General features: G+C 63.1%; 27 protein-coding genes. 17 read left to right on the top strand and 10 right to left on the bottom strand.

Going from position 1 to position 24,826, the window contains the following annotated elements:
• Nucleotides 1–11: 11 nt before the first annotated feature.
• A complete protein-coding gene (locus JMY29_RS18950) occupies nucleotides 12–716 on the bottom strand; it encodes an alpha/beta fold hydrolase (protein ID WP_189076783.1) in 705 nt (234 codons plus the stop codon).
• A gap of 254 nt (nucleotides 717–970) precedes the next feature.
• Between JMY29_RS18950 and JMY29_RS18945 the strand changes: the two genes are divergently transcribed.
• From JMY29_RS18945 to JMY29_RS18915, 7 genes are all read left to right on the top strand, one after another.
• A complete protein-coding gene (locus JMY29_RS18945; RefSeq protein WP_229778707.1) occupies nucleotides 971–2,458 on the top strand; it encodes a fumarylacetoacetate hydrolase family protein in 1,488 nt (495 codons plus the stop codon).
• Nucleotides 2,451–3,116 (top strand): GntR family transcriptional regulator, encoded by a 666-nt coding sequence (locus tag JMY29_RS18940; protein ID WP_189076785.1) that lies wholly within the window; start codon nucleotides 2,451–2,453, stop codon nucleotides 3,114–3,116. The genes JMY29_RS18945 and JMY29_RS18940 overlap by 8 nt, the downstream gene beginning before the upstream one ends.
• An 85-nt stretch (nucleotides 3,117–3,201) precedes the next feature.
• Complete coding sequence (gene hpaE, locus JMY29_RS18935) at nucleotides 3,202–4,713, top strand: 5-carboxymethyl-2-hydroxymuconate semialdehyde dehydrogenase (protein ID WP_055973568.1); 1,512 nt, start codon at nucleotides 3,202–3,204, stop codon at nucleotides 4,711–4,713.
• Between the two features lie 104 nt (nucleotides 4,714–4,817).
• Entirely contained in the window at nucleotides 4,818–5,912 is a 1,095-nt protein-coding gene (gene hpaD, locus JMY29_RS18930; protein WP_018779810.1) for a 3,4-dihydroxyphenylacetate 2,3-dioxygenase, read from the top strand.
• Nucleotides 5,913–5,915: 3 nt separating this feature from the next.
• Complete coding sequence (hpaH, locus tag JMY29_RS18925) at nucleotides 5,916–6,701, top strand: 2-oxo-hept-4-ene-1,7-dioate hydratase (protein WP_018779811.1); 786 nt, start codon at nucleotides 5,916–5,918, stop codon at nucleotides 6,699–6,701.
• Complete coding sequence (locus JMY29_RS18920) at nucleotides 6,686–7,489, top strand: HpcH/HpaI aldolase family protein (RefSeq protein WP_189076786.1); 804 nt, start codon at nucleotides 6,686–6,688, stop codon at nucleotides 7,487–7,489. The genes hpaH and JMY29_RS18920 overlap by 16 nt, the downstream gene beginning before the upstream one ends.
• A gap of 63 nt (nucleotides 7,490–7,552) precedes the next feature.
• A complete protein-coding gene (locus JMY29_RS18915) occupies nucleotides 7,553–7,999 on the top strand; it encodes a hypothetical protein (RefSeq protein WP_079582400.1) in 447 nt (148 codons plus the stop codon).
• A 1-nt stretch (nucleotide 8,000) separates the two neighbouring features.
• Here JMY29_RS18915 and JMY29_RS18910 read toward each other — a convergent pair whose 3' ends face one another.
• Both JMY29_RS18910 and JMY29_RS18905 read right to left on the bottom strand, forming a co-directional pair.
• A complete protein-coding gene (locus JMY29_RS18910) occupies nucleotides 8,001–8,357 on the bottom strand; it encodes a nuclear transport factor 2 family protein (RefSeq protein WP_189076787.1) in 357 nt (118 codons plus the stop codon).
• A gap of 95 nt (nucleotides 8,358–8,452) precedes the next feature.
• On the bottom strand, nucleotides 8,453–8,965 hold the full coding sequence (locus JMY29_RS18905) for a hypothetical protein (RefSeq protein ID WP_229778705.1): 513 nt from the start codon (nucleotides 8,963–8,965) through the stop codon (nucleotides 8,453–8,455).
• A 262-nt stretch (nucleotides 8,966–9,227) separates the two neighbouring features.
• On the opposite strand from JMY29_RS18905, the gene JMY29_RS18900 reads away from it, so the two are divergent.
• Both JMY29_RS18900 and JMY29_RS18895 read left to right on the top strand, forming a co-directional pair.
• A complete protein-coding gene (locus tag JMY29_RS18900) occupies nucleotides 9,228–10,436 on the top strand; it encodes an aspartate transaminase (RefSeq protein WP_189076788.1) in 1,209 nt (402 codons plus the stop codon).
• A 13-nt stretch (nucleotides 10,437–10,449) separates the two neighbouring features.
• Nucleotides 10,450–11,124, top strand: a complete 675-nt coding sequence (locus tag JMY29_RS18895; RefSeq protein ID WP_018779817.1) for a 4-carboxy-4-hydroxy-2-oxoadipate aldolase/oxaloacetate decarboxylase — start codon at nucleotides 10,450–10,452, stop codon at nucleotides 11,122–11,124.
• 244 nt (nucleotides 11,125–11,368) lie between these two features.
• On the opposite strand, the gene JMY29_RS18890 is transcribed toward JMY29_RS18895, so the two are convergent.
• Together JMY29_RS18890 and JMY29_RS18885 are read right to left on the bottom strand one after the other, a co-directional pair.
• Nucleotides 11,369–11,590: a hypothetical protein gene (locus JMY29_RS18890; RefSeq protein ID WP_018779818.1), complete on the bottom strand. Its 222-nt coding sequence runs from the start codon at nucleotides 11,588–11,590 to the stop codon at nucleotides 11,369–11,371.
• Between the two features lie 124 nt (nucleotides 11,591–11,714).
• Nucleotides 11,715–12,659, bottom strand: a complete 945-nt coding sequence (locus JMY29_RS18885; RefSeq protein ID WP_039243331.1) for a LysR substrate-binding domain-containing protein — start codon at nucleotides 12,657–12,659, stop codon at nucleotides 11,715–11,717.
• Nucleotides 12,660–12,923: 264 nt separating this feature from the next.
• On the opposite strand from JMY29_RS18885, the gene JMY29_RS18880 reads away from it, so the two are divergent.
• The 5 genes from JMY29_RS18880 to JMY29_RS18860 all read left to right on the top strand — a co-directional run bounded on the left by JMY29_RS18880 (nucleotide 12,924) and on the right by JMY29_RS18860 (nucleotide 17,687).
• Complete coding sequence (locus JMY29_RS18880) at nucleotides 12,924–13,712, top strand: LamB/YcsF family protein (protein WP_055973562.1); 789 nt, start codon at nucleotides 12,924–12,926, stop codon at nucleotides 13,710–13,712.
• 1 nt (nucleotide 13,713) lies between these two features.
• Nucleotides 13,714–14,451 carry a 5-oxoprolinase subunit B family protein gene (locus JMY29_RS18875; RefSeq protein WP_189076789.1) on the top strand — a complete coding sequence of 246 codons (738 nt, stop codon included), beginning with the start codon at nucleotides 13,714–13,716 and terminating at the stop codon, nucleotides 14,449–14,451.
• Nucleotides 14,448–15,461, top strand: a complete 1,014-nt coding sequence (locus tag JMY29_RS18870; RefSeq protein ID WP_189076790.1) for a 5-oxoprolinase subunit C family protein — start codon at nucleotides 14,448–14,450, stop codon at nucleotides 15,459–15,461. The genes JMY29_RS18875 and JMY29_RS18870 overlap by 4 nt, the downstream gene beginning before the upstream one ends.
• Before the next feature lie 54 nt (nucleotides 15,462–15,515).
• Nucleotides 15,516–16,856, top strand: coding sequence for an MFS transporter (locus JMY29_RS18865; RefSeq protein WP_189076791.1), 1,341 nt, complete (start codon nucleotides 15,516–15,518; stop codon nucleotides 16,854–16,856).
• 81 nt (nucleotides 16,857–16,937) lie between these two features.
• Nucleotides 16,938–17,687, top strand: a complete 750-nt coding sequence (locus tag JMY29_RS18860; RefSeq protein ID WP_039243328.1) for an SDR family oxidoreductase — start codon at nucleotides 16,938–16,940, stop codon at nucleotides 17,685–17,687.
• Nucleotides 17,688–17,809: 122 nt separating this feature from the next.
• Here the strand turns inward: JMY29_RS18860 and JMY29_RS18855 are convergent, their stop codons facing one another.
• The 4 genes from JMY29_RS18855 to purB form a co-directional block, all read right to left on the bottom strand.
• The gene (locus JMY29_RS18855; RefSeq protein ID WP_018779825.1) at nucleotides 17,810–18,244 is read right to left on the bottom strand and encodes an acyl-CoA thioesterase; all 435 of its coding nucleotides are present in this window, start codon (nucleotides 18,242–18,244) and stop codon (nucleotides 17,810–17,812) included.
• Nucleotides 18,245–18,305: 61 nt separating this feature from the next.
• Nucleotides 18,306–18,809 (bottom strand): GNAT family N-acetyltransferase, encoded by a 504-nt coding sequence (locus JMY29_RS18850; RefSeq protein ID WP_018779826.1) that lies wholly within the window; start codon nucleotides 18,807–18,809, stop codon nucleotides 18,306–18,308.
• A gap of 119 nt (nucleotides 18,810–18,928) precedes the next feature.
• Nucleotides 18,929–19,585 carry a histidine phosphatase family protein gene (locus JMY29_RS18845; RefSeq protein ID WP_189076792.1) on the bottom strand — a complete coding sequence of 219 codons (657 nt, stop codon included), beginning with the start codon at nucleotides 19,583–19,585 and terminating at the stop codon, nucleotides 18,929–18,931.
• A 224-nt stretch (nucleotides 19,586–19,809) separates the two neighbouring features.
• The gene (gene purB / locus JMY29_RS18840) at nucleotides 19,810–21,216 is read right to left on the bottom strand and encodes an adenylosuccinate lyase (RefSeq protein ID WP_189076793.1); all 1,407 of its coding nucleotides are present in this window, start codon (nucleotides 21,214–21,216) and stop codon (nucleotides 19,810–19,812) included.
• A gap of 167 nt (nucleotides 21,217–21,383) precedes the next feature.
• On the opposite strand from purB, the gene JMY29_RS18835 reads away from it, so the two are divergent.
• Both JMY29_RS18835 and JMY29_RS18830 read left to right on the top strand, forming a co-directional pair.
• Nucleotides 21,384–21,695, top strand: coding sequence for a hypothetical protein (locus JMY29_RS18835; RefSeq protein WP_018779829.1), 312 nt, complete (start codon nucleotides 21,384–21,386; stop codon nucleotides 21,693–21,695).
• Nucleotides 21,695–23,041, top strand: coding sequence for an alpha/beta hydrolase family protein (locus tag JMY29_RS18830; protein WP_189076794.1), 1,347 nt, complete (start codon nucleotides 21,695–21,697; stop codon nucleotides 23,039–23,041). Before JMY29_RS18835 ends, JMY29_RS18830 begins: the two co-directional genes overlap by 1 nt.
• Before the next feature lie 3 nt (nucleotides 23,042–23,044).
• On the opposite strand, the gene JMY29_RS18825 is transcribed toward JMY29_RS18830, so the two are convergent.
• Entirely contained in the window at nucleotides 23,045–23,473 is a 429-nt protein-coding gene (locus tag JMY29_RS18825; protein WP_018779831.1) for a phage holin family protein, read from the bottom strand.
• A gap of 89 nt (nucleotides 23,474–23,562) precedes the next feature.
• Between JMY29_RS18825 and JMY29_RS18820 the strand changes: the two genes are divergently transcribed.
• A complete protein-coding gene (locus JMY29_RS18820) occupies nucleotides 23,563–24,681 on the top strand; it encodes a histidinol-phosphate transaminase (protein ID WP_026267454.1) in 1,119 nt (372 codons plus the stop codon).
• The last annotated feature ends 145 nt before the right edge of the window (nucleotides 24,682–24,826 follow it).

Below are 24,826 nucleotides of genomic sequence, written 5' to 3'. Positions count from 1 at the left end.
GCTGCAGTCCGTTAACCGCTGTGGTTGACGGCCGTCAGGATGGCCTGGCCCAGTTCACCGGGTTTGGTGAGCTGGGGCCAGTGCCCCGTGGGCAGATCCACGTAGTCAACGTCCCGGATCCGGGCTAGTTCGGCCGTGAACGGATGCCCGGCGTCCATCCACTCCTTGAGCAGTGACGATGGAAATTCGCACGCGATGATCGTTGCGGGGACGTCGTAGCGGGCAGTGTTCGTGAGGTGTTGCTGGTCGAAGGCGACGCCCTTGGGTTCGGGAATCGCCCGGGCGCGGAAGACTGCTTTAAGCTCGTCGGTGAGGTCCACGAGATCCTCATCTTCGAATGCTTCCCACGGCGGGAGGGGTATCCCGTCGCCGTCGTCCGGTAATTCATCATTGATGACCCCGCCCTCACCCAGCGGCCCGCTGTCCACATAGATGGCCCGGGCTATGCGGTCCGGACGGGCGTCGGCCACGCCATGAATAATGGCGCCCCCGCCCGAGTGACCCACCAGGATCACTTTCCCGTCCAGCGAATCCACCTTGTCCACGACGGCATCGATGTGTGTTCGAAGGCCGATGCCCGCCCGGGGTGCGTCCGCCGATTCCAAGCCTGGCAAGGTGAGCGGATGGACCCGATGCCCTGCTTCCACCAGGGCCGGCGTCACCCCATCCCACGACGATGCGTCCAACCAAAAACCCGGTACGAGGATGATGTCCATGCGGGTACCCTACGGGAGGCCGACGACACTTTGTAGTGTTCATCAGTTCTCACGCCAGGGCTTCGCCGCATCCTTCTCCCCGCCGTGTTCCCCCTCCCGCGAGACTCAGCCTTATGGAGGGGGTTGACGGGCATCACATTAACGCGTCATAGTTTTCGTATACGATTTCGTACTCGATAACTGGGGCGATCAGATACTTATCAGGAGGAGGCGCCGTGACACTGGAGGTCCGGACCGAGGAAGTCAGCCAGGACATGCTGGCCCGGACGCGCAAGGTCATTGCGGTCCACATCAATTACCCCAGCCGTGCCGCGCAGCGTGGACGTACCCCGCAGCAGCCGTCGTACTTCCTGAAGCCTTCCTCGTCCTTGGCGCTCGGTTCGGCTGAGGCCCCCGGCATTGTTGAACGTCCGGCAGGTTGTGAATTGCTGGGCTACGAGGGCGAGATCGCGCTTATCATCGGCAAGTCCGCCCGTCGTGTCGGCCTTGCGGATGCATGGAGCCACGTCGAGTGGGTGACCGCGTCCAACGACCTCGGCGTCTACGACCTGCGCTACGCGGACAAGGGCTCCAATGTCCGGTCCAAGGGCGGCGACGGATTTACCCCCGTTGGCCCGGCGCTGATCCCTGCCGACGCCGTTGATCCCGCTGCCCTAACCATCCGCACCTGGCACAACGGCGAGTTGGTCCAGGACGACACCACCGAGGACCTGCTCTTCCCGTTCGGGCAGCTCGTCGCGGACCTTTCCCAGCTGCTCACGCTCGAAGAGGGCGACATCATCCTCACCGGCACTCCCGCCGGCGCCTCCGTGGCCAAGCCGGGTGACGTCGTCGAAATTGAGGTCACCGGCGCTGGGTTCAGCAGCGGCCGCCTGACCACCAAAGTCACGGAAGGTACGACGCCGTTCGCGGACTTTGGTGCCCTGCCCAAGTCCGATGACACCCAGCGCGAAGAGGCGTACGGCTCCCGGGAGGCTGCGGGACTGGCCCCCGCCGCGGCTGATGCCGGCACCGGGAATGTCCTGACGCCGGAGTTGAAGGCCAAGCTCGAGTCCGTCGCGACAGCCACTTTGTCCTCGCAGCTGCGCAAGCGCGGCCTTAACAACGTGAGTATCGACGGCCTGCAGGCCACGCGCCCGGACCGCAAAGTCGTGGGCCTCGCGCGAACGCTGCGCTACGTGCCCAACCGGGAGGATCTCTTCAAGACCCACGGCGGCGGGTTCAATGCCCAGAAACGCGCTATCGATTCCGTCAACGAAGGCGAAATCCTGGTCATGGAAGCCCGGGGAGAGAAGGGGACTGGCACTGTTGGGGACATCCTCGCACTGCGGGCCCAGGTCCGCGGTGCTGCGGCGATCATTACCGACGGCGGCGTCCGCGACTACTCGGCAGTCGCTGACCTGGAGATGCCCACGTACTTCGCCAACCCGCACCCGGCAGTCCTCGGACGCCGGCACATTCCTTGGGACACGGACATCACCATCGCCTGCGGGGGAGCCACCGTCCAGCCCGGTGACATCATCGTGGCCGACTCGGACGGAATCCTGGTGATCCCGCCGGCCATCGCCGAGGAACTCGTGGACGACTGCATCCAGCAGGAAAAGGAAGAGACGTTCATCTTCCAGATGGTCCAGGAAGGCAACAGCGTTGATGGGCTGTATCCGATGAACGCCGAATGGCAGGCCCGCTACCAGGAATGGTCAGCCCGCCGGCATGCCGCGGAAGGAGCCCACAGTGACTGAAACCGCCGTCGAAAGTGCCGCCCAAAGCAAGTCCCAGCAGGCCTATACCGCCGTCAAAGCGCGGATCGTCGAGGGGACCTACACGCCGGGTTACCGGCTGGTGCTCGCAAAGATCGCCGAAGACCTGGGCTTCAGCGTGGTCCCGGTCCGGGAGGCGATCCGCCGGCTGGAGGCCGAAGGACTGGTGAAGTTCGAACGGAACGTGGGAGCCACGGTCTCCGGGATCGATCCCACCGAATACCTCTACACGATGCAGACCTTGAGCATCGTGGAAGGTGCCGCCACGGCATTGTCGGCTCCGCTGATCGATTCGGTTGCGATTGCCCGGGCACGTGCTGTGAACGACGAGATGCGTGAGTGCCTGGAACACTTCGATCCCGTCCGCTTCACGGCTTTGAACCAGGACTTCCACAGTGTCCTCTTTGAACACTGCCCGAACCCGCACATCCTCGACCTGGTCCACCGGGGCTGGAACCGGTTGGCCTCGTTGAGGTCCTCCACGTTCCGGTTCGTCCCCGGCCGCGCGCAGGAATCAGTCCGCGAACACGAAGCACTGCTGCAGCTCATCGAGTCCGGAGCAGACGCCGACACCATCGAAAAAGCAGCCCGCCAACACCGCGCCGCCACCCTCGACGCATACCTCTCCACCACCACCTAAAAGCAACCCGGGGTCACTTATGGCCCATAAACCCACCTCGAATGGGCCATAAGTGACCCCGCGTTGGAAGAAAAGGAAGACAACGATGACGACCTCGGTAGAAACCAACAAGCATTACATTCCCGAAAACCTGCCCACCCATATCCAGCACTTCATCAACGGCGAGTTCGTTGACTCCGTGTCCGGTAAGACCTTCGACGTCCTGGATCCGGTCTCCAACGGCAATTACGCCACCGCCGCTGCCGGCCAGAAGGAAGACATCGACCTCGCCGTGGCAGCCGCCCGCGAAGCCTTCAAGAACGGCCCGTGGCCGAAGATGAAGCCGCGCGAACGTGCCCGCGTCCTGAACAAGATCGCCGACGCCGTTGAAGCGCAGGAAGCACGACTCGCCGAGCTGGAGACGTTCGATACCGGCCTGCCGATCACCCAGGCAAAGGGCCAAGCGCTCCGGGCTGCCGAGAACTTCCGCTTCTTCGCGGACCTGATCGTGGCCCAGTTCGACGACGCCATGAAGGTTCCGGGCTCGCAGATCAACTACGTGAACCGCAAGCCGATCGGCGTCGCAGGGCTCATCACGCCGTGGAACACGCCGTTCATGCTGGAGTCCTGGAAGCTCGCCCCGGCTTTGGCAACGGGCAACACCGTGGTCCTCAAGCCTGCCGAGTTCACGCCGCTCTCTGCGTCGCTGTGGGCGCAGATTTTCAAGGACGCCGGCCTGCCCGACGGCGTGTTCAACCTGGTGAACGGCCTGGGCGAGGAAGCCGGCGATGCACTGGTGAAGCACCCGGACGTGCCGCTGATTTCCTTCACCGGCGAGACCACCACGGGCCAGACGATCTTCCGCAACGCAGCCGCCAACCTCAAAGGCCTGTCCATGGAACTCGGCGGCAAGTCCCCGTGCGTCGTGTTCGCCGACGCCGACCTGGACGCTGCGATCGACTCGGCACTGTTCGGGGTGTTCTCCCTCAACGGAGAACGCTGCACCGCCGGCTCCCGCATCCTGGTTGAGCGCGCCATCTACGACGAATTCTGCGAAAAATACGCAGCCCGGGCCAAGAACATCGTGGTGGGCGATCCCCACGATCCCAAGACCCAGGTCGGCGCACTCGTCCACCCGGAGCACTACGACAAGGTGGCATCGTACGTGGAGATCGGCAAGTCCGAAGGCCGGCTCCTGGCCGGTGGCGGCAGGCCCGACCACCTGCCTGAAGGCAACTACATCGCACCCACGGTGTTTGCCGACGTCGCGCCTGACGCGCGGATCTTCCAGGAGGAAATCTTCGGTCCCGTCGTGGCCATCACGCCCTTCGAGAACGACGACGAAGCCCTCGCCTTGGCGAACAACACCAAGTACGGCCTGGCGGCCTACATCTGGACCCAGAACCTGACCCGGGCCCACAACTTCTCCCAGAACGTCGAAGCCGGCATGGTCTGGCTCAACAGCCACAACGTCCGCGACCTCCGCACCCCGTTCGGCGGCGTCAAAGCCTCCGGCCTGGGCCACGAAGGCGGCTACCGTTCCATCGACTTCTACACCGACCAGCAGGCCGTGCACATCACCCTCGGTTCGGTCCACACACCCAAATTCGGCGCCTAAACTCGGAGTTTTTGTACAGATAACGCCCCTAAAACCCGTTCTAAAGGGCCGCACCTGTACAAAAAATCCATCCAAATGACCCCTTTCAACGAAGAGAGAATCCCATGAGCAACCCATTCACCGGCCCCATCCCCACTCCCACAGTCCCGGCTCCGGATATCGTCCGCTGCGCGTACCTGGAACTCGTAGTCACGGACCTGGAGAAGTCCCGCGCGTTCTACGTGGACCTGCTGGGCCTGCACGTCACCGAAGAGGACGAGAACACCATCTACCTGCGCTCCTTCGAGGAGTTCATCCACCACAACCTGGTCCTCCGCAAGGGCCCGGTCGCCGCAGCTGCTGCCTTCGCCTACCGTGTGAAGTCCCCGGCCGAGGTCGACGCCGCCGAGGCCTACTACCGCGAGCTGGGTTGCCGCGTTGAGCGCCGCAAGGAGGGCTTCACAAAGGGCGTGGGCGACTCCGTCCGCGTCGAGGATCCGCTGGGCTTCCCGTACGAGTTCTTCTACGACGTCGAGCACGTCGAACGCCTCACCCAGCGCTACGACCTCTACTCCGCCGGGGAACTGGTCCGCCTGGACCACTTCAACCAGGTCACCCCGGACGTTCCCCGCGGCCGTAAGTACCTGGAGGACCTCGGCTTCCGCGTTTCCGAGGACATCAAGGATTCCGACGGCGTCACTTACGCCGCGTGGATGCACCGCAAGCAGACCGTGCACGATACCGCCCTGACCGGGGGCAACGGACCCCGCCTGCACCACATCGCGTTCTCCACGCACGAGAAGCACAACATCATCCAGATCTGCGACAAGATGGGTGCCCTGCGCATCTCGGACCGGATCGAACGCGGTCCCGGACGCCACGGTGTGTCCAACGCGTTCTACCTCTACATCCTTGACCCGGACGGCCACCGCGTGGAGATCTACACGCAGGACTACTACACCGGCGACCCCGACAACCCCACCGTCACCTGGGACGTCCACGACAACCAGCGCCGCGACTGGTGGGGCAACCCCGTGGTCCCGTCCTGGTACACCGAGGCCTCCCTGGTCCTGGACCTCGATGGCAACCCGCAGCCCATCATCGAGCGCGAGGACAAGTCCGAAATGGCCGTCACTGTCGGCGCCGACGGCTTCTCCTACACCCGGCCCGAGGGCGCTTCAGATACGGCGGAGGGCTTCAAGCTGGGAGCCCAGGTCTAGGCCATGTTGGACGCGAAGACGATCGAAGCCATTGCCGACGAGCTCCTCGAAGCCGGCCGGAACCGTAAACCGGTCCCGCGCCTGACCGCGCGTTACCCCGACATGACGGTGGAGGACTCCTACGCCGTGCAGCAGCTATGGATGCGGCGGAACGAGGAAGCCGGACGCACGTTGGTGGGGCGCAAGATCGGCCTCACGTCCAAAGCCATGCAAGCTGCCACCGGCATCACCGAGCCCGACTACGGCGCCATTTTCGATGACATGGTCCTGGAGACCGGCTGTTCCGTGGAGTGGGACAAGTACACCCATCCACGAGTTGAGGTGGAGCTGGCCTTCGTGCTGAAGTCCGGCCTCAAGGGGCCCGGCTGCACTATTTTCGACGTGCTCAACGCGACTGACTACGTGGTTCCGGCCCTCGAAATCCTGGACTCCAGGATCGAAATGGAGGGCCGGACCATCGTGGACACCATCTCGGACAACGCCGCGATGGGGGCCATGGTGGTGGGTGGACGACCGGTGCGGCCTGACGCCGTCGACCTCCGCTGGGTGTCCGCGATCCTGTACAAGAACCAGACCGTCGAGGAGACCGGAGTCGCGGCCGGCGTGCTCGACCACCCGGCCAATGGAGTGCACTGGCTGGCCAACAAGATCGCCGCGCACGGGGATTCGATGAAGGCCGGAGATATCATCCTGGCGGGCTCGTTTACCCGCCCCCTGTGGGTGTACAAAGGTGATACCGTGCACGCGGATTACGGACCGTTGGGAGTCGTGACATGTCACTTCAGCTGAGCCCCACCTTCTATTCGGCCCTCTCCGAGGTTGGGCGTCCATTGGCCGGGATGTGGGTCTGCTCCGGTAGCCCGCTGGTGGCGGAAATCTGTGCCGGTTCAGGTCTGGACTGGGTGTTGATCGACGCGGAGCACAGTCCCAACGGCCTCGAATCGATCCTTGCCCAGCTCCACGCCGTCAGCGGTTACCGCGTGCAGGCCATGGTCCGGCCCCCGGTCAATGACACCGTGGTCATCAAGCAGTACCTGGACCTCGGCGTGCAGAACCTGCTGATCCCCATGGTGAACTCTGCGTTTGAGGCAGCCTCTGCGGTTGCTGCTGTACGGTACCCGCCGCATGGTGTTCGCGGGGTTGGCTCGGCACTGGCCCGGGCTTCACGGTGGAACCGTGTCCCGGACTACCTGGCTGCTGCTTCCGAGTCCATCAGCCTCACGGTCCAGATCGAATCCGAGGCTGCGGCCTCGGCCGTGGAGGAGATCCTGGCCGTCGACGGCGTGGATGGCATCTTCCTCGGCCCCTCGGACCTCGCCGCGTCCATGGGCCTGCTGGGACAGCAGGAGAATCCCTTGGTGAGGGCCGTCGTCGAGCATTGCCTGGAAGCCGCTAAAGCGGCCGGCAAGCCTGCCGGTGTGAACGCCTTCAACCCTGATACCGCCCGTGCCTATCTCGACGCCGGTGCCTCCTTTGTGCTTGTCGGTGCCGATGTGGCGGTGCTGGCCCGCGAGTCGGAGAGGTTTGCCAAGACGTTCATCCCCGTGCCCGAAGCGGCGGAGCGCGACAGCTACTGACAGCTACTGGACCAGAGGGGGTGGGCTAGGCTGGACGGCACGGGAGCCTGAGGGGGCAGAGCCATGAAACGCCGTGTCGTCGCTACAGTTGCCGTTGTTGCCGCGTTGGGGCTGGCCGGTTGTTCGTCGCCAACAGGTCCGGACGTCCTGGCCAGGGAAGCGACGGCAGAGGACCAGCTTCCGGAGCCCGTGAGCCTCACCGGAGTGGATCTTGAGGTCGAGCCGGGGTCGGCCCGTTTGTTGGCTACCCATGATGACGTGAAGTACTACGGGGCAAAGAGCAAGACAGGTGGATCCGCTTGCCTGTATGCGGTGCCGGTCGGACTCCCGGAGCGATGGAGGGCAGGCTGCGCGGCGGTTGCCACAGGTGAGGAGATCCTCACCCTCACTGTGTTTGACGGTTCGCAGGCGAAGCTCATCAACGATGACGTCGACGCCGGCCAAGCGAAGTACCAGGGCTGGAGCCAGATCCAAGAGAATGTGCTGATCCGCCCCGCTGACCGATCCTGAGCTACTTGCGCGCCATGTACCACTCGGTGAATTCACGGGCGCGGCCGTCGTCGGCGAAACGGATCACCCAAAGGTTGTCATAGGTAGGCTCACCGTTGAGGTATGTGGTCACGCCTTGGACGAAAGCGGTATCGCCGTCCTGCCCCAGGAGTGTCCACTCGAACTTCCAGTCCTCGGGCTTGTCGCCGGCGTCCGCCCACGCCTTGACGATCTCTTCGTGGCCATTCCAGGGTTTCTCCGTGTTGGGTTTGTCGAAGTAGGTGGCGTCCTCGGTGAAGAGGGCCCGGATGTCGTCAGGCTCGTTCGAGGTCCATGCGCGTTCGTACCGGTCCATCCAGGAGTTCACGTCGTTGGTCATGTACCCGTTCTACCCTCCGCTGGGGTTGGGTTCAACGGGTGCCCAGCCGGGGACGACAGGCGGGGCCGGCAGGCGGGGAGGGCCAGCCGGGCGTACTAGGCCGGGCGTGCGATTCCCCGGGTTGCCCGGCGGATATGGTCCGGAGTGAGCCCCGTCAGTGACGCGAGTTCCAGATCATCACACACGTGGTTTCGGAGTGCCATCACAATCAGGGCTTCCCGCCGCTCCGTGATCTGTTCGCGGTGCCTCTCGGCCGCACGAAGCTCACGGCTTTTGGTCTTCAACGCAGCCAACTGGGCTTGCCGGGGAAGTCCGCTCGGATGGAGATCGTCATAAGCCAAAGCGATGGTTCGGACGGTGCGGAGATTCTCGCCAGTCGCTGCGGAAATGGTCGCGAACCCCAACCCGTCTTCCATGGCTTGCGCAATCAACTCGTTCCTGGCGGCGGTGAGGTTACGGATAGCGCTGGAAGCATGGCTCAGGAGTTGCCGGTGCAGGGCCAGTGCATGCACGAGTTTGGCGCGTTCTACGTGAGTCGGAGCCTCGGTTCGTGGGGCACGGGCGCGGTATGAGTACCGGGCTGTGGTTGACCGGGTATGGGCTGGCATGGGCTACCTTTCGGCCACGGAACGGGCGCTGCGCGGACACTTCCAACCCTTCGAATCTAGGCGGAGTCCAGCAAGCCGCGGAAATACCAAAACCGCGTGAACCCATAAGCAAAGTGCATGGGTATGGTGCCGCCTTCGGTCATAAGAGTCCCTTATAGATCCACGCACATTAGGTCTTATCCAGAGCCCCCTTTCAGTCCTTAGTCTCGAAAAAGGGATCCGCGAATCCGCGCGTCCCGGGTTCCACATTCCTGGAGGAGACATGTCCGAGTTCCTGCCGGCGTCGAGGGTCAGCCGCATCAAGGCCTCAGCCAGCGTCGCCGCTGCCGCCCGCGTCCGCGAACTGAAAGCCGAAGGCGTCCAAATCATCGACCTCACGGTCGGCGAGCCGGATTTCGACACCCCTGACCACATCAAGGCCGCCGCCATCAAGGCAATCAACGCCGGCGAGACGAAGTACACGTCGGTCACTGGCACCCCTGAGCTGCAGGCCGCCATCCTGAACAAGATCGAGCGGGACGCCGGACATCGCTATGACGCCAAGCAGCTCACCATCGGTGGCGGAGCGAAGCAGGTCCTGTACGTGGCACTGATGGCATCGCTCAACCAGGGCGACGAAGTGATCGTCCCAGCGCCATACTGGGTTTCCTACCCGGACATGGTCCTGGCCAATGACGGCACTCCGGTGATTGTCCCGTGCGGCGAGGATACGGGCTTCAAGCTCACACCGGCCGCACTGGAGGCGGCCATCACCCCCAAAACCAAGTGGCTCATCCTCAACGCTCCGTCCAACCCGACCGGGGCCGTCTACACGCGTGAGGAACTGCAGGAGCTCGGGGAGGTCCTCGGGAAGAATCCGCACGTCTTCATCCTCACCGACGAGATCTACGACGAAGTCCACTTCGGCGACGGCCGCGTGACCAGCCTGGTCACAGCCGTCCCGGCGCTCAAAGACCGCGTCCTGTTGGTCAACGGAGTTTCCAAGGCCTATGCCATGACCGGTTGGCGGCTCGGCTACGGAGTGGGTCCAGTACCCCTGATTGCGGCCATGAACAAACTGCAGTCGCAGACGTCGTCGTGCCCGTCGTCCATCAGCCAGGCCGCAGCAGTCGCGGCGCTGAACGGTGACCAGTCCTTCGTCGGTGACTCGGTGGAGGTCTACCGCAAACGCCGGGACGCCGCCGTCGAGGGCCTCAACGCCATCAACGGCCTGTCCGTTGCGCCGGCCGAAGGCGCCTTCTACGCGTACGTGAACTGCTCAGGCGTAATCGGCAAAACCGCGCCCGACGGCAAGGTCATCGGGAACGACCAGGACTTCACGCTCTACCTGTTGGACGCCGCACGCGTGGCCGTCATCCAGGGTTCGGCCTACGGCTTGGGCCCTTACTTCCGGATCTCCTTCGCCACCTCGCTGGAGACCATCAACGCCGGTGTGGACTCGATCCGCGATGCCGTCAACGCCCTCAACTAGAAAGATCCAGACAATGATCCACGTCAAGACCAAGTTCGAGCGCCCCGACGCCGATGTCGTCAGCCGCCTCGCCAAGTTTTCCTCTGCCACCATCCACGAAGCACAGGGCCGCCGCGGCGCGCTGAGCTCCAGGATCAAGCCGATCGACCGTTCCATGTCCTTCTGCGGCCCGGCCGTCACTGTCGCCTGCGCACCACAGGACAACCTCATGCTCCAGGTCGCCATCCACTATGCCCAGGCCGGCGATGTGGTCCTGGTCGGCGCGCAGGAAATGGCCGAGGCCGGCACGTTCGGCGATGTCCTGGGCAACGCGATGAAAGCCAAGGGGATCGCTGCCATGGTCACTGATTCCGGCGTGCGGGATACCCAGGACTTGATTGAACTCGGCCTTCCCGTGTTCTCCGGCAGCGTCAGTATCAAGGGCACCGTCAAGGAAACCCTCGGCCCGATCAACCACCCCATCGTCTTCGGCGACGAAATCATCTACCCGGGCGACATCCTCCGCGGCGACGCTGACGGCGTTGTGGTGGTCCGCCGCGAAGAGGCCGAGGAAGTCATTGCGCTGTCCCAAGCACGCGATGACCACGAGCGCGAACTCATCAAGCTCTACCATGACGGCGGCAACACCATTGAGCTCTGCGGACTGACGGAGAAGCTCAAGGAGAAGGGCCTCCTGGTAGAGGACTGATCTTCGGCGAAGGGGCCGGTCGCGCGTCTGTGGCGTTGCGGCCGGCCCTTTGGTGTGCCTGTTTACGGCACGAGCGGTTTGCGGCAAGTCTGGTTTGTGGCACGATCAGGGCCGCGGGCATGAAAAAGGCGCCCTTGCCGGGGGCAGGGCGCCTTGGTGCGGTCGAGTTAAGCGGTCCGGTGCAGCGGCGGTGGAAGTACGACGGCGGGTGGCCGGGTCCGGCGGCTGCCCCTGCGGCCGCCGCTCAGTCGAGACCGGAGTGGCCGGGGCGGGTATCCACCAGGTGCCACTCGATGCTGTTTCCGGAGTGTGCGGGCATCAGGCTGCCTTCGAAGACAAACAGTGGTTCACCGATGCCACCGATGGGACGCCAAAAACCATTCCGCGGGCAGTGGAATCCGGTTCGTGCGCTGATCGTTCCACGGGTTGGATTCGAAACCCATCCGGTCGTGCTGATCTTTTTCACCGTTTTTTCCTTTGAACGTGCCCGCGGTGTCCGTGAGCTGTTTTCGAATTCCTTGCTGATTCGATATTAGGAAATTAAAACGGTCTTGAATAAGACCAAAGCCGTCTGTCCGGATAAGGCTTTGTTATGGATGGGCCGGCAGTTGCACGGGGTCGGTTCCGTACTTCCTGATCAGTTGCTGGTGCAGCATTTCCTTGACCACCATGAGCACGGCTGAGGCTGCCTCGGAAAGCGGCTCGTGGTCGGGAGTGCAGAGGGCGATCTTGCTCTGCAGCCCGGGTTCGACGATCCGCAGCACCTTGAAGTCCTGGTCCGGGAAGAGGGCGTCGGCGGCCGACTTGGGCAACACAGTGCCACCCAGGTTGGCCCGGATCAGGCGGGTCAGTGACGGTACCGACTCGACTTCGCCCACCAGCTTGAGGGGCAGGTCCTGTTCGGCGAGGCCCTTCTCGATGATCTGACGGAGGGTGTGGTTCTTCTCCGGAAGGAAGAGTCCCACCTTGCTGGCTTCCGCAAGCGTGACCGTATCCTCGCCGTGGTTCACGTCCAGGTCCGGATGGACCACCAAGTGCAGGTCTTCCACGATCATGGTGGTGAATTGCACTCCGCGGATCTTTCCGGGCTCGTAGATGAGTGCCATGTCCAGGCGGCCGTTCTTGATGGCTTCGCTCAATACCCCGCCAAAAATCTCCGTCAGGTGCACCACGATATCCGGATAGCGCCGGCTGACTTCGCTGATGATCTGCGGCGTCAGGCTGGAGGCCATGCTGTAGGGCGCAATCGCTATGGAGACCCGGCCGGAGGGTGCGGCGCCGGAGGTGGCGACGTCCTGCCGGGCCTGCTCCACCAGCCGGAGGATCGACTGCGCGTGCCGGTAGAGGGTGTGTCCCGCCGCGGTGGGCTCAACGCCTTGTTTGCTGCGGATCAGGAGGCGCTGCTTGAGGTCGTTTTCCAGTGCCGATACCTGTTGGCTCAGGGCGGGCTGTGCCACGTGGAGCGCCGCAGCAGCCTTGGTAATGCTGCCGGAGTCAACGATCTGCACGAAGTATGAGAGCTTGCGCGTATCCATTGGTCTGCCTTCCTCGAGGGCCACGTCCCCGGGTGGCTTGCGTTAGGGAAATTCTATCCGGGGCCGGTGGGACCCAAGCCACAGTACAGGGTGGTGCAGGTCATAACGGAGAGCTATTACGGGATAACTATTAGGTCTTTGTGCCGCGTGGTTGACCGGTGCGAGACTTTTGGAAAGAACATCCGGCAACGGAGGGGAATCCTGAAATCACCCGCCGTTTCCTTGGAATTCAATTCCACGGCAAAACCACGAAAAGAGAACCACGTGAACCCGATAATTGATCTTGTAGCGGATCTCGGAGAGGGATTTGGCGCCTACACCATTGGCGACGATTCCGAACTCCTTGAGATCGTCTCAAGCGCCAATATCGCATGCGGGTTCCATGCCGGCGATCCGGACATTATGGCCGCTACTGTTGGCGAATGCGTGCGACGTGGAGTTGGAATCGGGGCCCATCCGGGTTTCCCGGACCTGCGGGGTTTCGGTCGGCGCGACATGGGCCTTTCGGCCGGTGAAGTTCAGAACGACGTCGTGTACCAAGTGGGCGCGCTGAATGGCTTCGCCGCATTCCACGGCACCAAGGTCACGCACTTGGCACCCCACGGCCGGCTCGGCAACCTCGTTGCCGTCCGGGCCGATTACGCCCGGGCCGTGGCCGAGGCAGCGGCCCGCGTGGACAACGAACTCGTGGTGGTGGCCCAGGAAGGCGAACTGGCTGTGGCTGCACGCGCCGCCGGGCTGGACGTGGCAATTGTCGGCATCGTTGACCGCGCCTACCAGGAAGACGGGACACTGGTTCCCCGGAGCCAACCCGGTGCTGTGCTGCATGATCCCGCCGACATCGTGGAGCGGACACTCCGCATGGTGGTTGACGGCAAGATCCGCTGCGCCAACGGCGCTGACATGGATATCGACGTCGACACAGTCCTCCTCCACGGGGACAACCCCGGCGCTGTCGGACTGGCCCGCCTGATCCGTTCCGAGCTCATCTCCGCCGGTGTTCGCATCGCCCCGCTGGCCGAGGTCATGGATGCCAGGAAGAAGGCGGCCTGACATGACCGTCCTGACAGTGGCCCCCACCGAGATTTACGAGTCAGGTGACTCCGCACTGCGTGTCGTGGCCATCTCGCAAGCAAACGAAGACAACTGGCTCACAGTTCACCGCTTGGCCGACTGGCTGGAAAGCTGCGGCGCCGAAGGTCTCTACGGTGCCGTTCCCACCTACGACTCCGTCCTGGTGGAATTCGATCCCATCCTGGTTTCGGCCCGCCAAGTGCGCGCCTTCGTCAAGCTGGGGCTGCTGGAGCTGGGCCATGCAGCCGAGGGAGCGCAGGCGCCCCGTGAATTCGATGTCCCCGTGGTCTACGGTGGCGACTTCGGTCCGGACCTGGAACTCGTTGCGGAGCATCAAGGCATTTCAACCGGAGAAGTCATTCGGCTCCACACTGAAAAGACCTACACCGTACGATGCCTGGGCGCTCCCGCAGGTTCTCCCATGATGGACGGTCCCGCGTTCCCCAGGCCTGTACCCCGGTTGAAGGATCCCCGGCTCAGCGTCCCGGCAGGTGCGGTGTCCGTTGCCGGACGCCAGGCAGTCATCGCTCCGGCCGCTGCTCCGGGTGGCTGGTGCGTGATTGGCCAGACACCGCTTTCCGTGCTGAACATCCGCAAGGAACCGTTGGTCCCGTACAAGCCCGGCGACATTTTGCGGTTTCGGCAGATCGGCAGCGAAGACTTCAACGACTTCGTTGGCCGGGAGTTGGAACCGCTGGAATTGGAACGCCTGCCATGAGCGGCCGGATCCTGATCCAGCAGCCGGGAAACTCCGTGGTGACGGACCTCGGCAGGACCCGGGGCCCCCGCTTCGGACTTCCCGTGAACGGCGCCCTCGACCAGTATTCAGCGCGCGCCGCCAATATCCTGGCCGGAAATCCTGACAACGATCCCCTGGTGGAGATCACGGCCCTCGACTTTCGGATGACCGCGAACACAGATGTCCTGATCGCTGTGACCGGCGCACCCCTTACCCTGACCGTCGGCGGACGAGCATGCAACCAGTGGGAACCCGTTTCGGTGCGTGCGGGCGAATCCGTGTCCATCCGCGGGATCCACCGCGGACTCCGTGCCTACCTGGCCGTCCACGGCTCCATTGAGGCCGAGACATTGCTTGGTAGCGCCGCCCCGGACACCGTCGTGGGCTTCGGACGCCAGCTCAAGGAAGGAACCGCGCTCGTCACCCGTCGGAGCGTGACACCTGTACGTCAGCCGTACTTCGACCTTCCCCTTTTCCGGCTCGGCCTCGAAAGGCCGGGCATGGGTTCAGACTTGTTGGTCGACGTGACCGACGGGCCGGACGTCGCCGAGTTCGGCGAATCCGGTGAACTGCTCTTCACCTCCGAGTACGCCGTCAGCGGCCGCAGCAACCACATAGGCCTGCGGCTTGGCGGAGAACTTCCGGAAAGAACCTCAAGCGGTGAGGTCCTTTCCCGCGGCGTGCCAGTGGGCGCCGTCGAGGTTCCCTCAAGGGAAGAGCTGCTGGTACTGCACCGGGGACGCGGCGTCACCGCCGGATATCCCGTCCTTGCAGTGGTTACCAGCACCGGACTGGATGTCCTGGCCCAAGCGAGGCCAGGGGACAAAGTCCGTTTTCGGAAAACCACAGTGGCAGAAGCAACTGCCGCCCACAGGCGCTCGCGGGCTCAGCTTGAGACCCTCCGCGAATCCGTCCACACCGTCTTCGGACTCCTCGGCATTGGATGCCGTCCCCAGTGGCAGGACCTACCAGTTGCGGCATGCAGCTAAAACCCTGTCGTCAACCAGTAGGCGTTGCTACGCTCATCCCAGTAAGGAAAAGTCATGACCGCAAGCACCAATGCTGCTCCAGTGCAGCATGAGCGGCTCACGGGCCGCCAAACCCGCAAGGTTGTCACCGCAGGGTGCGTTGGCATCTTCGTGGAACTGTACGACAACGGCATTTTCGCCTTCATGGCAGGGACTCTGGCCCTGGTCTTCCTGGCGCCCGGCAACCCGGACAACGCCCTGCTCTTCGTTTTCGCCGGGTACGCGGTCTCCTTCTTTGTCCGTCCCCTCGGCGCAGTGGTCTGCGGCTACCTTGGCGACCGGATCGGCAGGCAGAAACTACTGGTCTTTGTCATCCTCCTGATCAGCGTCGCCACCGCCGGTATCGGCCTGCTTCCCCCTTACGCAGCAATCGGTGTTGCAGCTCCCATCCTGCTGGTTCTCCTGCGGCTCCTGCAGGGCTTCTCCGTTGGTGGCGAAGCTGCCGGCGCCATGACGTTCCTCGCTGAACACGCCCCTGAAGGCAAGCGCGGCGTCATCACTTCCTACGCGCAGATTGCCTCTTTCGCAGCGCTGCTCACCGGTACTTTGGTGGCCTACTCCATGTCGCCGTGGCTCACCCAGGCAGCGATCGACGGCGGCGGCTTCGGTGCGTTCGCCTGGCGCATCCCGTTCCTGGTCGCCATCCCCATGGGCATCATCGGTTGGTACATCCGCAAGGCCATCAGCGACACCCCGAACTTCGAGAAGCTCAAGGAAGAGGGCGGCCTCTCCAAGAACCCCCTCAAGGAAGCCTTCCAGTCCAAAGAACACCGCCGTGCCATGCTCCTGGCCCTCTTCATCCCGCTGATGAACGGCTCCGGCTACTACGTTCTCTTCTCCTACATGCCGACGTTCCTCAAGGGCAAGCAGCTGAACTTCACCATCGGTGAGGCACTCCTCGTCACCGCCTGCAGCCTGGTGGTCATCTGCATCGCCATCCCGTTCGTGGGCGCCTTGTCCGACCGCATTGGCCGCAAGAAAGTCATCGCTGGTTCCGCGATCGCCATGGCTGTCCTCGGCATTCCGTCCTACGCCCTCATCGCCACCGGCGAAATGGGCCTGGCCATCCTCGGCGCCTGCATCATGGCCATCGTCTTCGCCGGGCACACCGCAGTCATCCATATCCTGATCGTCGAGCTGTTCCCCACCCGCGTCCGCTACTCGGCTTACGGTCTCGGCTACAACATCTCCTCGGCATTGTTCGGCGGCACTGCCCCGCTGCTCATGACCTGGCTGATCGGCAGCACCGGCAACATCTACATGCCTGCTTTCTACGCAGTCATCACCGCCCTCGGCACGCTCATCGCGGTCAGCACGGTCAAGGACCGAGCCCACGAACCGCTCCGCGACGCCTAGCCACCACCTAGCGGCTGTGCGCCGGGCCTTACCGGTCCGGCGCACAGTGGCCCACCGATTCCCCACCTTCTGGAGGACACCATGTCTTTTTCCGACTACACCACCGCCCTCGTCACCGGAGCGTCAACCGGGATGGGTGCCGCCATCGCGGAGCGCCTCGCCAAGCGCGGCCTGACAGTCCACGCCGTCGCCCGCAACGAGGAACGCCTCGCCGAACTGGCCGACCGCACCGGAGCCATCCCGCACGTAGTCGACCTAACCGACACGGCCGCGCTGGCCGCCGTCGTCGGTGACCTCAAGGTGGATGTCCTGGTGAACTGCGCCGGTGTTTCCCGACCGGGCAACATCCTGGATTCCTCCGAGGAAGACATTGACGAGCTCGTGGACGTGAACCTTCGCGGCCTGCTGCAGCTCACCCGGCTGGTGCTGCCGGGCATGGTGGAGCGCGATCTTGGCCATGTCATCAACATCAGCTCGATCGCTGGTCTGTACAACTTCTACGGGCACACGGTCTATCACGCCACCAAGGCCGCCGTGCACCAGATTTCCCGCCAGCTCCGGAACGACACCGTGGGCAAGCGCATCCGCGTTACCGAAATCTGCCCCGGCCGCGTGGAGACCGAGATCTTCGGCCGCAACCTCGGTGGCACGCCCGAGGCCATGGAAGAAGCCTGGCAGACCTACTACGAGGGCTACGAGTCGCTGACCACGGACGACATCGTCAATGCGCTGGACTACGCCATCGAAACGCCCCGCCACGTCAACGTAGGCATGCTCGAACTCATGCCGACGTTCCAGGTACCCGGCGGGCTGACGTTCGACCGGCGCTAAAGCGCCCCACAGGTTCCGGCGGCACTCACTCCCGTCGCCGGAAATACAAGCTGGCGGCCGCGTATTCGCGGCCGCCAGCACCCGTTTAACTGCAGTTTTAAGGCTGCCCGACGGCGGGTGGTTCAGTCTTCGTCGAGCGTCTCGGTCAGGTGGTGGGTGGGGATCCGGTCGCGGTCGTACGTGATTTCCGTGTAACCGTGGGGCTGGGGACGCCCGTCAGCTCCGAGGTTGACGAACACGATCTCCTCGATGGTCAGGATGGCCTGCCGCGTGATCATGTTCCGGACCTCGGCCCGCATGGTCAAGGACGTGCGGCCGAAGTGCTTGGCCGTCAGCCCCATCTCGATGAGGTCGCCCTGGACTGCGGAGCTCACGAAGTTGATCTCCGAGATGTACTTGGTGACGGCCCTGCCGTTGCCGAGTTGAAGGATGGCGTAGATCGCGGCCTCTTCATCGATCCACTTCAGCAGGCTACCGCCGAAGAGCGTGCCGTTGGCGTTAAGGTCCTCGGGCCGAACCCATTTACGGGTCCGAAAGGTGATGTCTGCTTTTTCCATAATCCGAGATTATCGAACCGGCGCAACTCCATGCTGGATGTTGCGCCGGAGTCCGTCCCGCTTAGGCCATTGCTGTGTGTGAAGCACTGTGGGAGTCCAGGCGCTTGGAATAGCAATATGACTCGTTGACGCCCACATAGGGACCAAAATTGGGCACGGCCGCAAAGCCCGCGCTTTCGTAGAAGCTGCGGCCGTCCGACTGGGCTGAACCTGCCTCGGCTGCGATCACCGTGAATCCGTGTGAATGTGCCTGGGCTTCGAGTGCGGCAAGGATTGAGCTCGCCACTCCCGAGCCACGGGCATAGGGAACCACGTAGAGCCTCTTTACCTCTGCCGTGTTCTCGTCCAGCATCCTCAGGCCGCCACAGCCGAGCGGTTGGCCGGAACACTTTTCGTAAGCCACCACAAAGACTGCGGTATCGGCTTCCGACGGGGGAGGCCCGGGTTCGTGGTCAGTGCTTCCGAAACGTGAATCCAGTTCTGCCTGCTGCGCGGCTCGAAGGTCGGCACCTACGGGGTTGGCCCACGTGACCTGCCGGATGTTGAGCCGTGGGTTGGTCTGCATTTATGCCTCAATTCGCCGGGTTTCGGGGAGGTGTCTATGCGACTTAAGCCTAGGTAGCCGGGGTTACCGTGGTGTTTCCTGCGCGTAAGCGTCGGGAGAAATACTGCCCGTCTCCAGCTTTACAGTGCCTCGCCTGTGGGATCCTCGGAGGTTTGGTCCGTGAGTGCCATACCGCCAACGGGGATCTGGTCCCAGTGCAGGACTCGCCAACCGCTTGCCGGGTCACCTTCGAGGGCCACAATTCCGGTGTTGGGCAACTGGTGCGTTCGGGCGAACACTGCGTCGATGTCTGAAGCCCTGCGGCCGGCCCAGCAACGGATTGCTGCTCCGTGGCTGACAATCACCGCGGTCTGATGCCCGGCGGCCGCCACTTGCTCCACGGAGGCGTCGAAGCGGGCGAAGAAGTCGTGCCCCGCGAACGCCCCGGGCATGCGTACGTCCAAGTCGCCGTCGGTCCAGGCGAATACCGTGCTCATGTAGCGCATGTGCGACTCGTGATCGGTCTTCTTTTCCAGGCTGCCGGCTTCGATCTCGTGGACGCCGTCCAGGATGGTTGGCTGCAGCCCGGTGGCCTTGACCAGCGGCAAAACAGTGCGTTGGGTGCGTAGCAAAGTAGAAGTGTAGATGGCGTCGATGGCTTCGTCTGCCAGTGCTTCAGGAAGGGCGGCCGCTTGGCGCTCTCCGAGTGCCGTCAGGCCCGGGCCGGGGAAGGCTGTATCCAACTGGCCCGCAACATTGCCCGGGGTTTGTCCGTGCCTGATCAACAGGAGCTTCATATTGCCCCGCTCCTTACATCGTTTCGTCTGGCCGGCGTTCCATCCGGGCTTTGCGTCCTGCGTACTGTGCCGCAGCCCGGTTGGTTCCAGCCAATCAGTCGCGAAGGCCCGGAAAGGACCCGACACGCCGTGTCGCCCCAAGGGTCAGCGGCAGGTTAAACCACGACGGCGGGCCAAGGCTCCCAGCCCCGCCCGCCGCCGTCGAACGCCGTGCGTTGCTTTGGCTACTTCAGGTGGTCCACGAGCTTGTCAGCGATGCCCGTGTACTTGCCCGGCGTCAGGGCGAGCAGACGTGCTTCAGCCTCAGCGGAGAGGCCCAGGCCCTGAACGAACTCCTGCATGCGGGCACCGTCCACCCGCTGGCCGCGCGTGAGGTCCTTGAGCCGTTCGTAGGGGTTTTCCATGCCTTCGACTCCGGCGATGGCTTCGGCGCGCATGACCATCTGGATGGCTTCGCCCAGGACTTCCCAGTTGGTGTCGAGGTCGCCGGCCAGGACTTCCTCGGCTACATCGAGGGCCTTGAGACCCTTGGCGACGTTGGAAATCGCAAGCAGCGAGTGGCCGAACGCGACGCCGATGTTGCGCTGCGAAGAGGAATCCGTGAGGTCACGCTGCCAGCGGGACGTGACCAGCGTTGCGCCCAGGGTGTCCAGGAGACCGTTGGAGATTTCCAGGTTGGCTTCGGCGTTCTCGAAGCGGATCGGGTTTACCTTGTGCGGCATGGTGGATGAACCAGTGGCTCCGGCCACCGGGATCTGGCGGAAGTAGCCGATGGAGATGTAGCTCCAGATGTCCGTGCACACGTTGTGCAGGATGCGGTTGAAGCGTGCGATATCGGCGTACAGCTCGGCCTGCCAGTCGTGGCTTTCGATCTGCGTGGTGAGCGGGTTCCACGTGAGGCCCAGCCCTTCCACGAAGGACTTGGCGACAGCTTCCCAGTCAGCGCCCGGCACAGATGCGACATGGGCGGCGTAAGTGCCGGTGGCGCCGTTGATCTTGCCCAGGAATTCGGTCCTGGCGATGCGTGCGAGCTGGCGGTTGAGGCGATGTGCAATGACCGCCAGTTCCTTGCCGAGAGTGGTGGGCGTGGCCGGTTGGCCGTGCGTGCGGGAGAGCATGGGCACGGAGCGGTTTTCCTCGGCCATGGCCTCGATCTGCTTGACCAAGGCCGTGGCATTGGGAAGCCAGACATCTTCAACAGCACCCTTGATTCCCACAGCGTAGGAGAGGTTGTTGATGTCCTCGGAGGTGCAGCCGAAGTGAACCATGGCGGTCAGGTTTTCGATGCCGATGGCGGGCAGCCGGCGGCCGATATAGTACTCGACAGCCTTCACGTCGTGGACGGTAACGGCTTCGATCTCTGCGAGCTCGGCGACGGATGACGCGTCGAATTCGGTGACGATGGCCCGCAGCTGGGCAATCTGGGAGTCGGAGAGCGGACCGGCACCCGGAAGAACAGACTGGCTGGTCAGGTGGATGAGCCATTCGACTTCGACGTGCACGCGATCGCGGTTCAGCGCGGCCTCGGACAGGTAGTCCACGAGGGGTGCGACGGCGGCACGGTAGCGGCCGTCAAGGGCGCCAAGAGCCAGAGGTTCGGAAGCGAGGGACACACGAGGGGATTCAGCCATGGTGCCTATTCTTTCATGCCCGGCGCGGAGGCCGGCGTCGATGACGGGGCTATGTGGACGACCCGTCAGGTTATCCACATACGCGACGTCGATACTTCCGTCGGCCTCTGCCCGTCCGTAGCGTTTTGGCTACCGATCAGCAGAACGACCACTGGAGTACAACCCACATGAGCCTCGGCGTGATGCCTGCAGCCAATCCACCAGCTTTCGATCCTTCGGAATGTGCTTCCCGGAGCCACGAAGTCCAACGGCTTGCATGGCGAATGAAGACCTGCGTCGACCAGGCAGATACAGTCCTTGCCTCCCTGCGGAAGATTCAGCTGGAGGAATGGCAGTCCCCGGCGGGCCGTGAGTACCGGACCACGATCGCCATCCATGCTTCTGCCCTTATGCGGGCGCGGGAGAACTTGGACGGCGCCGCCGCGGTAGTGCTGAGGCACTCACAGAACGTCTCCCTCCAGAGCGGGAGGGGATACTGATGGCCGATGCGGCTCCGGTGGGTGCCGGCGCGGCGCCCACGCCTTCTCCGCCGCCGGCCGACGGAAGCCTGAGCATCCGGGGAGGAGTTGGCGGGATCTCTTTCCAGCTGGAAGAACTTGTGAGGGGGGCCGACCGGCTCGATGACATTGTTGGGCAGCTATTGGGCATAGAGGAAGAGGCCCGTCGCGTTCAGGATGCACTCACGCCGTATCTCTCCGACTCCTATGACTCGGGCTGTCTTGCCATCGATGCCGTGGCCGAAAGCAGGAAAGACATAGGACGCCTGCGTCAGGACCTGTGCGACGTCAGCGCAAGTGTGCGGGCCAGCCACCGGGACTACACGGTGACGGAGGCGCTGAATTCACGGCTTCATCTTTTTGGGCCCGGGGCAATGATGTTCCCGGATCCGGGCCACTTCCTCAGACCGGGACGTGACCTTACTGAGGACATCCTCAACCTGGTGATCACCCCGGGTCTCGAAGCAGAGCCGGTGGTGGGGCTGGTGCTCGGTTCACCGTTGCTGGCAGCGTTCCAACCCCGTCCCGTCAGCGTGGCGAAGGTCAGCGAAAGCGTGGAAGATATGCAGCCTTCCATGGCCGAAAGTCTCCGGCGTCTCGAGAAGGTCTATGCCAGGAACGACGGCGAGATTGAGGTGATCGAGTTTGATAACGACGGTTCGTCCTCATGGATGGTCCTGATACCCGGCACACAGCCCCATACGCCCTCAACCAACCCTCTGGACATCCAGGGAATCGGCGAAGCAGTCGGCTATGGCTCCGAGGAGGTCATCCCCGCAGTCGCGCAGGCCCTGCACGAAGCAGGGGCTGGGGCCGGGGATCAGGTGGTGGCAGTCGGGCATAGCCAGGGCGGTGTGCACGCCATGAACCTTGGTCGGGACAAGGCGTTCCTCAGTGAGTTCGACCTCAAATTCGTGCTTACTGCCGGTGCTCCTGTTGGAGGCATAGTTCCCGAGCCCGGCATCAACTCCCTGCATCTGGAACACGTGCAGGATTGGGTTCCCGGAACGGACGGGCACATGAACCCCGACACGAAGGAACGCGTGACAGTGACGCTGACGGACCACGTCCAGACTCCCGAAGGGGAAGATCCGGGCCTGGGCCCCGGGCACGATCAGGAGAATTATGCGAAAGGAGCCGAGCTGGTCAGCGCGAGCGGAGATCCTTCGTTGCTTGCATCCACTGCGGCGTTCGCAGGAGTCGTGGGCGTTGGCGGAGCGGCGAAGATTAGCCGGTTCAAGCTCACCCGGGATCCGCGGACAGATCGTAGGGGCAGTCTGACGGTACCTGCCCTTCCCGAATCACGGTCCACGGCCGGAGCGCGATGATTCCTACCGCTTACGGGTACCAGGGATGAGCCCGGCCACCATGGAGATGATGCTGATGATGATCGACGCCAGGATGGCTGTCCAGAAGAAGGAATCCAAAGTCAGGTGTACGGGGGTGAAAGTGCTGAGCCACGCAGTGAGGTACAGCATCGCCGCGTTGATGACGATGGTGAACAGGCCCAGGGTCAGGATGGTCACGGGAAGCGAAAGAAGCCTCACCAAGGGACGCACGAAGGCGTTGACCACTCCAAAAATGAGCCCAATGAACAAATACGCCAAAATTATGCCCACCGTGTCAGCGCCCTGCGTCAGTCCCGCATTGGCGGCCGCTGACTCCGTGGCGCTGGTTGTGATGTCCATGCCTTGCAACAGCCAGGTTGCAACCCACAGGGCGAGCCCGTTGATGAGGACGCGGATGATGAATGAACCCATGGCCCCATGCTTTCACACTCACCTGTGCCGTGGCTGGGCGGTTTCTCCATCACTCCGGCCGTGCGAGGGGTGCAAGTAGGCTTGAAGCCATGACTACTACTGACAACGCACCGGAGGGCGTACTCCCTCGACCGGTCGTGGACAGGCTTCCCAAATACGCTGCCGGTAAACCACCGGCAGCAATTGAAGGCCTCACCAGCTATAAATTGTCGTCCAACGAGAATCCGCTGCCTCCGGTTCCTGCAGTGTTGCAGGCGATTGCGGACCAGACTGACATCAACCGCTACCCCGATCCGCTGGCAACGAAGCTTCGGACCGCCCTTGCAGGCTTTCTGGACGTCCCGGCTGACGATGTCGTCACCGGTGCCGGCAGCCTCGGAGCGCTGAACCAAATCCTTGCGACGTTCGCCGGGCAAAACGACGACGGCAAGGCAGACGAGGTGATCTACGCGTGGCGTTCCTTCGAGGCGTACCCCATCTGCGTAGGCCTGGCGGGCGCTGCCAGTGTTCAGATTCCTCTTCTGGCGGACGGCCGGCACGATCTCGACACCATGGCTGCGGCAGTTACCGTACGTACCAAGGTGATTCTGTTGTGCACGCCCAACAACCCCACCGGGCCGATTCTGACCGCCGAGGAAACTGAGCGCTTTATTCAGTCAGTACCCCCGAATGTGGTGGTGGTTATCGACGAGGCCTACCAGGAATTCGTCCGCGACCCCCAGGCCGTTGACGGCATCAAGCTCTACCGCAAGTACCCCAATGTGGTGGTTTTGCGAACCTTTTCAAAGGCGCATGGGCTCGCTGGCTTGCGCGTTGGATACAGCGTGTCCGGCCCGGCGCTTACCCAACACCTCCGGGTCACCGCAACGCCGTTTGCGGTTTCACAAATTGCGGAAAGGGCAGCCGTAACCTCGATTGAGAATTTCGACCAGGTTGTGGAAAGGGTACAAAGCCTCGTCGATGAACGGGACCGCGTGACGGCCGGGCTTCGGGAGTTGGGCTGGTTCATTCCAGAGGCCCAAGGCAACTTCATATGGTTGAATCTGGGCGAGAACAGCGCCGAATTTGCGGCCCTGGCGGCAGAGCAGGCACTGTCCGTTCGCGCCTTCGCCAATGAGGGCGTCCGTGTCAGCATCGGAGAGGTGGAGGCCAACACGCGTTTCCTGAATCTCTGTGCAGGTTATACAAAGGCGCCGCAAGGTTCCTAGCGGTTAACAAATGCGCCAACCGAACTTACTGCCGATAAAGTAAGGGACGAAAGCCAAAAATATGCCCGTTCCGGAATGCATTCCGGAACGGGCATATATCCCAGCGACAGAATTGCCCGGCAACCTGCCACGGCAAAGCAAGGAG

This window comes from Paenarthrobacter nicotinovorans, assembly GCF_021919345.1.
Lineage (GTDB): Bacteria > Actinomycetota > Actinomycetes > Actinomycetales > Micrococcaceae > Arthrobacter > Arthrobacter nicotinovorans.
Note: the sequence above shows the minus strand (reverse complement) of the source record. Positions and strands in the feature narration are given on the sequence as shown.